This is a genomic window from Sphingomonas sp. CFBP 13720, assembly GCF_014842075.1.
In the GTDB taxonomy this organism is placed as follows: Bacteria; Pseudomonadota; Alphaproteobacteria; order Sphingomonadales; family Sphingomonadaceae; genus Sphingomonas.
This window is the reverse complement of record NZ_JACYVA010000009.1, coordinates 57150-68664: the sequence shown is the minus strand read 5'-3', so window position 1 is coordinate 68664 and position 11515 is coordinate 57150. Positions and strand designations below refer to the sequence as shown.

Sequence of the window (11515 nt, the reverse complement as noted above, 5' to 3'; positions counted from 1 at the left end):
TCATGAACGCCACGCCCGCCCCGCCATCCGGGCTGACCCGTCGCACCGTGCTGGCCGGACCGGGGGCGTTCGCCGTCGCCGCCTGCGCGCGCGGGCGCGACCCACGGGGGCTGCGATTCTGGGCGATGAGCTATGAGGGCGATTATTCGCCGCACCTGATGCCCGCCTTCACCCGCGCGACCGGCATCCCCGTGGATGTCCAGTCGGTGCCGTGGACCGCCGCGCATGAAAAGCTGCTGACCGCGCAGGCCGGCGGCGCGCTGCCCGATGTGCTGATGCTGCCCGCCGGCTGGATCGGCGAATTTGCGATGATCGGCGCGATCGCTCCCGTGCCCGCTCCGGCGCTGGTCGATGATATGGTGCCCGGCGTCCTTCCGCCGACGCGCTATGAAGGGCGCGGCTATGCCGTCCCATGGTCGGTCGCGCCGCAGGTCCAGTATTTCCGCCGCGACCTGCTGGCCGCCGCCGGTTTCGCCACGCCCCCGCTCGACTGGAACGGCTGGCGTAACATGGCGCGCCTGCTGAAACGTCGACGGCCCGACGACTTCGTGTTCCTGATGCTGCTCAACTGGCCGGGCGCGTTATTCACCATGCTGGCCCAGTGCGGCGCGGCGCTGCTGCGCGACGACGATACGCGCGGCAATTTCCGGTCGGACGCGGTGCGCGCCGCCTTCGCCTTCTATGCGTCACTATTTGTCGAGGGGCTGGCCCCCCGCGCCCTGTCGACCGAGGTGCAGGACCCGTTCGCCGCCTTTGCGCAGGGATTCTATGCGATCTGGCCCAGCGGCCCGACGACGCTGCTCGACCTGCATCGCCGCCGCGCGGAGATTGCGCCCGATCGCTGGGGCACCGCGCGGCTTGCCGGTCCCGCCGGTCCCGGTCCGGGGTTCAGCGTCGATGCGACGCTGTGCGTATCCGCCGCCACCGCCCGCCCCGCCGACGCGTGGGCGCTGGTCCGCCATCTGACGTCGGCGGAGAACGAACTGCGGTTCCAGCGGCTGATCGGCACGCTGCCCGCCCGGCAGAGCGCGTGGCGATCGCCGCAACTCGCCTCCCCCATCCTCGCCCCCTTCGCGGCGCAGATGCGCGAACCCGCGCCCATTCCCGCCGTACCCGAATGGGAACGCATCCAGATCGAGGTGCAGTTGATCGCCGAACGCATCGTGCGCGGCCTGCTCACGATCGACGCCGGACTGGCGGCGATCGACACGCGGGTCGACCGCATTCTCGCCAAACGCCGGGCGCTGGTCGATGCGGGACGCATCGCATGATGCCGCAGGATTGCATCGCATGACGCGGCAGGAACGCGCCGCATGGCTGTTTTCCGCGCCGGTGCTGGTCGTCGTGGCACTGGTATTCGTGCTGCCGACGCTGCTCGCACTGGCGCTCAGCGTCACCGATTACAGCCTTTATGCGCTGGCCGACTGGTCGAATCTCGATTTCGTGGGCTTGGGCAATTTCACCGATCTGCTCGCCACCCCGCTATTCTGGCGGGCGCTGGGCAACACCGCGCTGTTCGCGGCGCTGGGGGTGCCGATGGCGATCGGCGCGTCGCTCGCCGCCGCGCTGCTGCTGCACGACACAACGGTGCGGTGGAAACCGCTGTGGCGCGTCGCCCTGTTCGCGCCCTATGTCACCAGCGTGGTGGCAACCGCAATCGTGTGGCGGTTCCTGCTCAACACCCGCTTCGGCCTTATCAACCTCGCGCTCGACCGGGTCGGTATCGCCCCGATCGACTGGCTGGGCGATCCGCGCGCGTCGATCCCCGCGATCCTCCTGTTCGTGACGTGGAAGATTTTCGGCTACAACATGATCGTGTTCACCGCCGCGCTGTCGGCGGTGCCGCAGGATCTGATGGAAGCCGCACGGCTGGACGGCGCATCGCGCTGGGGCCGGTTCCGTCACGTCACCCTGCCCGCGATCGGGCCGACGCTGCTGCTGGCGGCGGTGATGAGCGTCGCGGGGTTCCTGCAACTGTTCGCCGAACCCTATGTCATGACGATGGGCGGACCGGCGCAAAGCACGGTGACGGTGCTGTACTTCATGTTCGACGAAGGCTTCAAATGGTGGAATCTGGGCCGCGCGTCGGCGGTGGCGCTGATCCTGTTCGTGCTGATCCTCGGTATCACGATCGTCCAGACGCGGCTCGGCCGGCGCTACGAATGGCTGTGAACCGCCGCCTCGCGGTCCGCACGGTCCTTGCCAACGGCGCGGTCGCGCTGCTGACGGCGGTGACGCTGCTGCCGCTGGTCTGGATGGTGACGGTGTCGTTCATGCCGCGCGGTGAATCGGGGCGGTTTCCCCCGCCCTTCTGGCCGTCGCGCTGGTCGCTGGAGAATTATCACGAACTGCTCGTCCGCCGGCTGATCGACGGCGCGTGGTTCGATTACCGCGTCCTGCCTGCATTGTGGAACAGCCTGTTCGTCGCGACGCTCGCGACGCTGCTCGGGCTGCTGCTGACGGTGCCCGCCGGCTATGCCTTCGCCAAGCTGCGCTTCACCGGGCGCGAACGGCTGTTGCGGATGCTGATCGCGGCGCTGGTCGTGCCGGGTCAGGTCGCGATGCTGCCGCTGTTCCTGATGTTCCGCGAACTCGGGCTGGTGAACAGCTATGCCGGCGTGATCCTGCCGGGGCTGGCGGGAATCTTCGCGGTTCTGTTCGTACGACAGGCGGCATTGCGCATCCCGGACGAGATGATCGACGCCGCGCGGCTGGACGGGGCCAGCGAAGGGCGCATCTTCGTCTCGATCGTGCTGCCGCTGCTGGCCCCGATCACGGTCACGCTCGCGCTGTTCCTGTTTCTGGGAAGCTGGAACGATTTCCTGTGGCCGCTGATCGTGCTGACGGACCAGCATAAATATACGCTGCCCGTCGCGGTCGCGGCGATCGTGCGCGAACATGCGGCGGACGGCGAACTGATGATGGCGGCGGCGGTGGTCACGACGCTGCCCGTGCTGGCGCTGTTCGTCGCGCTGCAACGCTTCTACATGCGCGGGCTGCTCGGCGGCAGCGTGAAGGGGTAGGTCCGAGCCAGCGCCTGTCCGTCCGCGTCGAACAGGTGGACCCGGTCCGGCGCGATGCCGAACGCCAGCGTCTCGCCCAGCGTAACCCGCCGATCGCCGGGCAGCTGCGCCACCACCGTCGCGGTCGCGCCCCGCCCGCCCAGATGCGCGAACGACAACGGCCCAAGCCGCTCGAACAGTTCGACCGTGCCGGTGAACGGCCCCGCCGCGCCCGCCACCAGATGCTCGGGCCGCACACCCAGCGTCACTGCGCTCCCCGCCACGCCGCGCACCGTCGCGCGCAACCGGTTCCCGTCGGACACGGCGATGGTCACGCCGTCGGCATCGGCAGCGACGATCGTGGCGGGCATCAAATTCATGCCCGGCGACCCGATCGCGCGCGCCACCGCCAGCGTCGCAGGCGCGTCATACAAATCGATCGGCGCACCCACCTGCTCCACCCGTCCGGCACCCATCACGATGATTCGATTGGCTAACGTCATCGCTTCCAGTTGGTCGTGCGTGACATAGATCATCGTCGCGGCCAGTTGTGCGTGTAGCCGCGCGAACTCGTGCCGCATCCGCACGCGCAATTCGGTGTCGAGGTTCGACAACGGCTCGTCGAGCAACAGCACCTGCGGCGTACGCACGATCGCGCGCGCGATCGACACCCGCTGGCGCTGCCCGCCCGACAGCGCGGCAGGCCGGCGCGACAGATAGGGCGTCAGGTCCAGCGATTCTGCCACCGCCGCCACCCGCGCACGTCGCTCCGCCGCCGGCACGCCCGCGACGCGCAGGGGAAAGGCGATGTTCTCCGCGACGGTCAGATGGGGATAGAGCGCATAGGACTGGAACACCATCGCCAGTCCGCGATCGGCCGGCGCGGCGTGGGTGACGTCGCGGCCGCCGACATGGATGCTGCCCGAACTGGGTTCCTCCAGCCCGGCGATCAGGCGCAACAGCGTCGACTTGCCGCATCCCGACGGCCCTACGATGACCACGAATTCGCCGTCCGCGATCGAAAGGTCGGTCGGCTCCAGCGCGACGCTCGTTCCGAACCTTTTGCCAAGGCCGGATATTTCGACACTCGCCACGCGCTACTCTCCCTGCTGCCGCGCTTTCCCATGGCGGCGGTGGGCGTGCAAGGCGCGCGCCTAAACCGTCACGACCGTACCGTCCCTTGCCGACAGCGTCGCCGCGTCCTCGCCCCAGCGCGCGGGGCGACCCAGATAATAGCCTTGCACCAGCTCGCAGCCCCATGCGCGTAGCTGGTCCAGCTGTTCGCGCGTCTCGACGCCTTCGGCGACGATCGAGAGGCCCAGGCTGCGGCCCAGCCCGATCGTCGCCTTGACGATCGACGCGGACGGGCGGTGCGACAGCATCGCTGCGACGAAGCTGCGGTCGATCTTCAACTGGTCGAACTCGAAATCCTTCAGGTTGCTCAGCGAGGAATGGCCGGTGCCGAAATCGTCCATGGCGATCCGGGCACCGGCACCCTGCAATTCGCGCAGCGTCGCCAGCACGGCGTCGCGGTTGTGACCCAGCAACGTGACGCTCTCCGTCACCTCGAACTTCAGCCGCACGGGCGCGACGCCGTGGTGCGCGGCCAGCGCCAGCAACTCGCCCGCCAGCCCCGCCTCGCGGAACTCCAGCGGCGACAGGTTGAGCGACAGATCGATGGTATCGGGCCACTGCGCCGCGACGTGCATCGCCTGTTGCGCCATCCATTTGCCGATCCGCGCGATCTGGCCGGTCGCCTCCGCGATCGCGATGAAGGTCGATGGCGCGATCTCGCCCAGCTCGGGATGCGCCCACCGCAACAGAGCCTCGAACCCTACGGTCCGCCGCGTCACGGTCGCGATCGGCTGGAACACGACGTACAACTCGCCCCCGTCGATCGCGGTTTCCAGATCGCGGGCCAGCCGACGCCGCAACCGAACCTCTTCCTGCATCTCGATATCGAAGAAACGCGCGGTGTTCCGTCCGTCGGACTTGGCGCGGTACAATGCCAGATCGGCCGAATCGTACAGCGATTCGGCATCCTGTCCGGTCCCCGAAATCGCTACGCCGATGCTCATGCGGATCGGCATTTCGTGCTGAATCGTCGCGGCGGTGGCGTCGGACAGGCGCGCCAGCAACGATTCCGCCGCTGCCGGTTGCGGTCCGGCGACCTGGACGATCGCGAATTCGTCGCCGCCGATCCGCGCGACCAGATCGTCGGCGCGCACGCACTCGCGCAGCAGTCGCGCGGCGTGGCGCAGCGCATTGTCGCCGCCGGCATGGCCGTGGCGGTCGTTGATCTCCTTGAACCCGTCCATGTCGATCGCGAACAGGGCGACCTGTTCCCCGCTGCGGCGACAGCGCAGCAGTTCGTGCGCCAGCCGGTTCTCGAACAGCAGCCGGTTGGGCAATCCGGTCAGCACGTCGTGATGCGCAAGGAAATCGACCTTGCGCTGGGCGGCGGTGCGTTGCGCCACCGCGTCGCGATACTCGGACAGGCCGCGGGCCAGTTCGCCGATCTCGTCGTCGCGTCCGCCGCCCGGCACCGCTTCGATCGCGATGTCGTCGTCGGCCAGCTGGCGCAGCCGCCGCGCGATCGCCACCAGCGGCACGACCACGCGCAGCCGCAGCCACAGCGCCAGCGCGAACAGGATCAGGATCGCCGCCGCCCCGCCCGCACTCAGCCATAGCGCGCTGCGCCGGTTGAACGCGATCGTGTCATCCGCGATCAACCCGATCCGCTGTCCCAGTTTCTGGCGCAGGTCGGTGCGTTCGCCTTCCAGCCGTTTGAGTGCGTCGAGGAAGCGCGGCATCTCCTTCTTGATCGCGGCGGGCTCGCGCTGCGACACGACCAGCAACCGTTCCCCGCTGTGCACGAAGCCCTGCGTCGCTGCGTACGTCGTGACTTGCGACCGGCGGATCTGCGGCGGAACGCCGGACTGCCGCTCGCGCGACGACGATGCCGACAGCGCCGAAAACCGGCGCAGCGATGCCGTCAGTTCGCCAAGGCTTACCGCCGACACCGGCCGTCCCTGTTCCGCCTGCCGCGTGATATCGCCCAGCGCCAGCCGCAGCTGTCGCTGCATCCGGTCTTCCTCGTCCTGCTGGCGCAGCATGCTGCTGAACAGGTGAATGTGTTCATTCGCCGCCTGAACCCGCGCACTAACCCGAACGCCATAACCCACTAGCAACATGGTCAGAACCAGCATGGCGATACAGGCAGCAGTGGCTTTCTTGGCGATCGAGTTCCGCACGCCGGTCTCCTTCGGGCAAGCGGTTAACGCCATAAGGTTACCATCGCGTTTGGATCGCGGTATCCCCTGCCGTCACCTATCGTGAACGCCGTGACCAGACCGACGGCCAGCCCCACGAGGCCTGGCCTCGTCCGCACCATTCCGTTCGGACGGGGATATATCCAGCGGCATGCGCTGCACCAAGCGACCGATGCAGCCGATCGGCAAGAGTCTGGCCGAGCCGCGCGGCTACGGTTTCCGATGAAGTCCTGCTCGTGATGGACCTCTCCGCGTTCCCACCGGTTATCCTTCAGGACCGAAACGAAAGGATCGCGGATGCTCGAACATGTACCGGCATGGCTGGGGGTCGTATTGCGCGGCGTCCGGGCGGGCGCGTCGAAACTGACCATCGTCGATCCGGTGCTGGGCCAGTTCGACAGCCTCGAACTGTCCAGCCTCGCCTTCGCCGACGGACAGCGTCTGCCCGAACGGTTCACCGCCGATGGCGCGGGCGTGTCCCCGCCGCTCCACTGGCGTGGCGTGCCCGAAAACGCCACGACGCTGGTGCTGGTGGTCGAGGATCCCGACGCGCCGTCGCCGCAACCGCTAGTCCACGCGATCGTCTGGGGCCTGCCCGCGCAGGACGGCCAGCTTGCCGAAGGGGCCATCGCCCCCGATGGCGATGGCGACGACGAACATGGGGATGTCGGCCGCAACAGCTATCTACGCGAAGGCTGGCTGCCGCCCGATCCCCCGAACGGCCATGGCGAACACCGCTATGCGTTTCAGCTGTTCGCGCTGTCGATCGGCCCGGATGTCGACCACAGCCCCGGCCGCAGCGCGGTGGTCGAAGCGATGGCCGGCCGCGTGCTGGCGGCGGGTATCCTGACCGGAACCTATTCGCGCGGCGAACCGGCCGACATCGGCCCGGTCGGCGCAGCCGCCCCCGCCTGATCGCGGGCGGCGTGGCGGCGCGGGCGAAAGCCTATTCCGTGAACCGGTCGCGCAACGCCAGCATCGCCAACGCCGCCTTCGCTGCCTCGCCGCCCTTGTCCTTCTCCGTCCGCTTCGCCCGCGTCAGGGCCTGCGCCTCGTCCTCGACGGTCAGGATGCCGTTGCCTACAGCCACGCCTTCGAGCGACAGGTTCATCAGCCCCCGCGCGCTTTCGTTCGACACGACTTCGAAATGATAGGTTTCGCCACGGATGATGACACCCAGCGCGACGAACGCATCGAACCGTTCGCTCGCATCGGCCAGCGCGATCGCGCCGGGCACTTCCAGCGCGCCGGGCACCGTCACCGTTTCATGACTATGCCCCGCCGCCTCGATCGCCGCCCGCGCACCGTCGAGCAACAGGTCGTTCAGATGGTCGTAGAAACGCGCCTCGACGATCAGGACATGCGCCATCATTCAGTCTCCGTGATCGGCCGTTCGCCGACGATCTTCAAACCATAGCCGTCCAGCCCGACCAGCGTATGGTGGGTATTGGTCAGCAATATCATATCCTCGACGCCCAGTTCGTTCAGGATCATCGCACCGACGCCGTAATCGCGCAGTTCCTCCATGTCGGGCACCACCGCGCCGGTCCGCGCGTGGATCGCCAGCGCCAGCGTGTCGGGGCGCGGCTTGCTGATGACAACGACCACGCCGGCGCCTTCCTCCGCGATGATCCGCATCGACTGCCGCAACAGACCGCCACGCATCCCGCCCTCGCCGAACAGGTCGGCGAACGGCGACAGCGCGTGCATCCGCACCAGCGTCGGCTTCGACGGATCGATCAGTCCCTTGACCAGCGCGACCTGCTCGCTGCCCGTCGCCTTGTTCCAGAACGACATGGCGCGCCATTCACCGCCCCATTCGCTGTCGAACATGGTTTCGGCGCGCTTTTCGACCAGATGATCATGGCGGCGGCGATACGCGATCAGGTCGCGGATCGTGCCGATGCGCAGTCCGTGCAACTGGGCAAAGGCGACCAGATCGTCCATCCGCGCCATCGTGCCGTCGTCGTTCATGATCTCGCAGATCACGCCCGACGGATTCAGGCCGGCGAGGCGCGACACGTCGACCGCCGCCTCGGTATGGCCGGCGCGGACCAGCACCCCGCCCTCGCGCGCAACCAGCGGGAACACGTGACCGGGCGTCACGATCTCCGCCGCTTCCTTGGCGGCGTCGATCGCGACCGCGACGGTGCGGGCACGATCGGCGGCGGAAATGCCGGTCGTCACGCCGTCGCGCGCTTCGATCGACACGGTAAACGCGGTTTCATGCCGCGTGCCGTTGTTGCGCGCCATCAGGTCGAGACCGAGCTGTTCGATCCGACCCTTGGTCATGGCGAGGCAGATCAGCCCGCGCCCGTGCCGCGCCATGAAGTTGATCGCGTCGGGCGTCGCCATCTGCGCCGGGATGACCAGATCGCCCTCGTTCTCTCGGTCCTCGTCGTCGACCAAGATGAACATGCGCCCGTTGCGCGCCTCATCGATGATTTCTTCGGGGCTGGAAAGAAAGGCGTGGCGGAGACCCGCCAGTTCAGGATTGTGCACGAACCTGTTCCATTCGCATGAGATAGCGGGCGAGGACGTCGATCTCGACATTGACCGTCCGGTCGGTCGCCAGCGTGCCGAGCGTCGTTACCGATCGGGTATGGGGGATGAGATTGATCGCGAAGCGTGCGGTATCGGCGTCGTCCTCGACCGCGTTGACCGTCAGCGACACCCCGTCGATCGTCACCGATCCCTTTGCCGCGACGAACGGTGCCAGCGCGCGGTCGACGGCAAAGGCGATCCGAACCGAATCGCCATCCGGTTCGACCGCAACGACCCGCGCCACGCCGTCGACATGGCCCGTGACGATATGCCCGCCCAGTTCGTCGCCCAACTTCAGCGCGCGTTCGAGGTTCAGCGCGCGCCCTTCGACCCATTGATCGGTCGCGGTGCGCGACACGGTTTCGCCCGACACGTCCACCGCGAACCATCCCGGCCCCTTTTCGACCACGGTCAGGCAGACGCCCGAACAGGCGATCGACGCGCCCAGATCGACGGTGGCGGTATCATAGGCGGTCGCGATGCGGACGCGGAGGTCGCCGGTCCTTACGACCGATTCGATGCGCCCGACGTCGCTGACTATTCCGGTGAACACGTGGCGGCTCCTTATCTGGCGCGCTCGTAGACTTCCAGCCGGTCGCTGCCAAGCATGCGGGCATCGTGCAGCCGCCAGCGTCCATGCGCCTGTTCCAGATCGGTCAAACCGATATCGGGCAACGTCCGGCCATGCCCGACCAGAATCGGCGCGCGGTACAACAGCAGCCGGTCGACGGCATCGTCGCGCAGGAACGCCGCCGCCGTCGCCGCGCCACCCTCCACCAGCACATGGTCGCCCGGCAGGTCGCCCAGCGCCGCGATCGACGGCAGCATCACGAACCCGGCCATGTCGGCGCAATCGGCCGACAGCACGACACGCATCGGACTGCGCGACGACAGCCCCGGCAGACGTACGTCCAGTTTTGGTCGGTCGATCTCCGCCGTGCCGCGCCCGACCACGATCGCCTCGTGCCGGCTGCGTTCCAGATGGCCGTGGGCGCGGGCGGCAGGGCCGGTGATCCACCGGCTTTGCCCATCCAACCGCGCGACCGCACCGTCCAGCGACATGGCCAGTTTCAGCGTGACGAACGGGCGCCCGTACCGGGTGCGCGTCAGGAACCCCGCCATCGCGCGTTCGGCGTCGTCCTGCCGTACGCCCGCTACAACATCGATCCCGGCGGCACGAAGCCTCGCGATTCCCTGTCCATCGGTACGTAGATCGGGATCACCCGTCGCCACGACGACACGCTCTACCCCCGCCGCGATCAGCAGGTCGGCACACGCGGGCCCGCGCGACGACCGATGCGCGCAGGGTTCCAGCGTGACATAGGCGGTCGCGCCTGCTGCGTCGTCCCCGGCCGCCGCCAGCGCCATCGCCTCCGCATGCGGCCGGCCATCCACGTCGGTCCATCCGCGCCCGACGACACGACCGTCGCGAACCAGCATGCAACCGACATTGGGGTTGGGCGCGGTCCGCCCGCGCGTCCGCTCCGACAAGGTCAGCGCCGCGCCCATCCAGCGCGCATCATCGACGGGGTGGGTCAGATGCCCCAGCTTCGCAACTGATTGTCGATCCGCTTCCACTCCGCCTGCCGCTTGGCACGTTCGCGCTCGAACTCAGCGGTGGCCGCGCGTTCCTTCGCCAGATCGATCTGCTGCTGCGCGATGATCTCCGCATCGCTGCGGTTCGCGGGCCAGCTTTCGACGTAGATGATTTCGCGCTTATAGGCGCGCTCGAAGTGCGAATCGTGCACGAAGCCCCATCCGATCACCATCGTGATGCCGATCGACAGCAACAGGAACCAATATTCATGCTTCTCGCGCCCACGGACGTAGGCCACGAAGTCTTTGATCGCGTGAACCGGCGAAAACAGGCGAAGCAGTCTCATCACCGGCCAAGATAGGCACGGCACGGGATCGCCGCCAGCCCCCGCGGCGGCGGCGATCCGCGTCATTTTTCCGCGATCACGCATCCTCCATCGTGAAGCGTACCGTCATTTCGCGCCAGCTTTCGGTCGGCACGCCGTCGCGCGTCGCGGGGCGGAACCGCCATTTCGACAGCGCGCGACGCTTCGTCGCCTGAAAGAACGCATCGCTCGTCGCCTGTATCGGTTCGATCCGGGCAACGCGCCCGTCACGACCGACCAGCACGCGGACCGTCACCACCCCGTCGCGGCCTTCGTTGCGTTCGGCCGGCGGGTAATCGGGCTGGAAATCGTCGCGGTAGCGCGGATCTACGCTGGCCGACACCAGCACCGGCAGGGCGGGGATCGCCGCCGCCCCGGTCCCGCCCGATCCGGTCCCTGCAGGCACCGTCATCGGCAGCGTAGGCGGCGGCTGCGTCGGCAGGACCTCGGTCGATTCGATTACCGGTCCCGGCGCCGGATAGGGTGGAGGTGGAACATACGGGTCCGGCACCGGCGCCGGATCGGTCACGCTACGCTCCACCGGCTTCACCTCATCCTTGGGCGGCGGTGGCGGCGGATCGATCGGAATGTTGACCGCCTCGATCGGCTTGAATGGATCGGGAATCCCCTTCGTCACGCCCGTCGCCAGCATCAGCACCGCCAGCACCCCGCCGTTGATCGCTACCGCCGCGCCCAGACTCACCGGGTTCCAGCCGCGTTGTCCCTGATATCCCGCCATCGTTCGACTCCTGTCGATTCTCCCACGCCAATTCGGCAATGTGATGAGATACCATAA

The 11515-nt window shown here is 67.8% G+C and carries 12 protein-coding genes; 4 read left to right on the top strand and 8 right to left on the bottom strand.

The window, feature by feature from the left end; genetic code table 11:
• Positions 1-2: 2 nt before the first annotated feature.
• From IFT55_RS15360 to IFT55_RS15350, 3 genes are read left to right on the top strand one after another with little or no spacing between them, the layout of a single operon-like run.
• Positions 3-1271, top strand: a complete 1269-nt coding sequence (locus IFT55_RS15360; protein WP_192093235.1) for an extracellular solute-binding protein — start codon at positions 3-5, stop codon at positions 1269-1271.
• A 19-nt stretch (positions 1272-1290) separates the two neighbouring features.
• Positions 1291-2172 carry a carbohydrate ABC transporter permease gene (locus IFT55_RS15355; RefSeq protein WP_192093234.1) on the top strand — a complete coding sequence of 294 codons (882 nt, stop codon included), beginning with the start codon at positions 1291-1293 and terminating at the stop codon, positions 2170-2172.
• Positions 2163-3023, top strand: a complete 861-nt coding sequence (locus tag IFT55_RS15350) for a carbohydrate ABC transporter permease (protein ID WP_192093233.1) — start codon at positions 2163-2165, stop codon at positions 3021-3023. The genes IFT55_RS15355 and IFT55_RS15350 overlap by 10 nt, the downstream gene beginning before the upstream one ends.
• Here the strand turns inward: IFT55_RS15350 and IFT55_RS15345 are convergent.
• Together IFT55_RS15345 and IFT55_RS15340 are read right to left on the bottom strand one after the other, a co-directional pair.
• The gene (locus tag IFT55_RS15345; RefSeq protein ID WP_192093232.1) at positions 2984-4096 is read right to left on the bottom strand and encodes an ATP-binding cassette domain-containing protein; all 1113 of its coding nucleotides are present in this window, start codon (positions 4094-4096) and stop codon (positions 2984-2986) included. The genes IFT55_RS15350 and IFT55_RS15345 overlap by 40 nt on opposite strands.
• A gap of 60 nt (positions 4097-4156) precedes the next feature.
• A complete protein-coding gene (locus IFT55_RS15340) occupies positions 4157-6256 on the bottom strand; it encodes an EAL domain-containing protein (protein WP_192093231.1) in 2100 nt (699 codons plus the stop codon).
• Positions 6257-6571: 315 nt separating this feature from the next.
• Here IFT55_RS15340 and IFT55_RS15335 point away from each other — a divergent pair, with 315 nt between their 5' ends.
• The gene (locus IFT55_RS15335) at positions 6572-7189 is read left to right on the top strand and encodes a YbhB/YbcL family Raf kinase inhibitor-like protein (RefSeq protein ID WP_192093230.1); all 618 of its coding nucleotides are present in this window, start codon (positions 6572-6574) and stop codon (positions 7187-7189) included.
• A gap of 31 nt (positions 7190-7220) precedes the next feature.
• On the opposite strand, the gene ribH is transcribed toward IFT55_RS15335, so the two are convergent.
• From ribH to IFT55_RS15305, 6 genes are all read right to left on the bottom strand, one after another.
• Entirely contained in the window at positions 7221-7643 is a 423-nt protein-coding gene (ribH, locus tag IFT55_RS15330; RefSeq protein ID WP_192093287.1) for a 6,7-dimethyl-8-ribityllumazine synthase, read from the bottom strand.
• Positions 7643-8827 (bottom strand): 3,4-dihydroxy-2-butanone-4-phosphate synthase, encoded by a 1185-nt coding sequence (ribB, locus tag IFT55_RS15325; protein ID WP_192093229.1) that lies wholly within the window; start codon positions 8825-8827, stop codon positions 7643-7645. Before ribB ends, ribH begins: the two co-directional genes overlap by 1 nt.
• The gene (locus IFT55_RS15320) at positions 8763-9371 is read right to left on the bottom strand and encodes a riboflavin synthase (protein WP_192093228.1); all 609 of its coding nucleotides are present in this window, start codon (positions 9369-9371) and stop codon (positions 8763-8765) included. The genes ribB and IFT55_RS15320 overlap by 65 nt, the downstream gene beginning before the upstream one ends.
• 11 nt (positions 9372-9382) lie before the next feature.
• Positions 9383-10327 carry a bifunctional diaminohydroxyphosphoribosylaminopyrimidine deaminase/5-amino-6-(5-phosphoribosylamino)uracil reductase RibD gene (ribD, locus tag IFT55_RS15315; RefSeq protein ID WP_192093286.1) on the bottom strand — a complete coding sequence of 315 codons (945 nt, stop codon included), beginning with the start codon at positions 10325-10327 and terminating at the stop codon, positions 9383-9385.
• 26 nt (positions 10328-10353) lie between these two features.
• Positions 10354-10653 (bottom strand): hypothetical protein, encoded by a 300-nt coding sequence (locus IFT55_RS15310; protein ID WP_192093227.1) that lies wholly within the window; start codon positions 10651-10653, stop codon positions 10354-10356.
• A 124-nt stretch (positions 10654-10777) separates the two neighbouring features.
• Entirely contained in the window at positions 10778-11458 is a 681-nt protein-coding gene (locus IFT55_RS15305) for an energy transducer TonB (protein WP_192093226.1), read from the bottom strand.
• Positions 11459-11515: the final 57 nt, after the last annotated feature.

Excerpts from the sequence above, each read along its gene's own strand:
- IFT55_RS15360 (WP_192093235.1), top strand. The coding sequence starts at position 3 with ATGAACGCCACGCCCGCCCCGCCATCCGGGCTGACCCGTCGCACCGTG.
- IFT55_RS15355 (WP_192093234.1), top strand. The coding sequence starts at position 1,291 with ATGACGCGGCAGGAACGCGCCGCATGGCTGTTTTCCGCGCCGGTGCTG.
- IFT55_RS15350 (WP_192093233.1), top strand. The coding sequence starts at position 2,163 with ATGGCTGTGAACCGCCGCCTCGCGGTCCGCACGGTCCTTGCCAACGGC.
- IFT55_RS15335 (WP_192093230.1), top strand. The coding sequence starts at position 6,572 with ATGCTCGAACATGTACCGGCATGGCTGGGGGTCGTATTGCGCGGCGTC.
- ribH (WP_192093287.1), bottom strand. The coding sequence starts at position 7,643 with ATGGCGCATGTCCTGATCGTCGAGGCGCGTTTCTACGACCATCTGAAC.
- ribB (WP_192093229.1), bottom strand. The coding sequence starts at position 8,827 with ATGTCGAGATCGACGTCCTCGCCCGCTATCTCATGCGAATGGAACAGG.
- ribD (WP_192093286.1), bottom strand. The coding sequence starts at position 10,327 with ATGGGCGCGGCGCTGACCTTGTCGGAGCGGACGCGCGGGCGGACCGCG.
- IFT55_RS15305 (WP_192093226.1), bottom strand. The coding sequence starts at position 11,458 with ATGGCGGGATATCAGGGACAACGCGGCTGGAACCCGGTGAGTCTGGGC.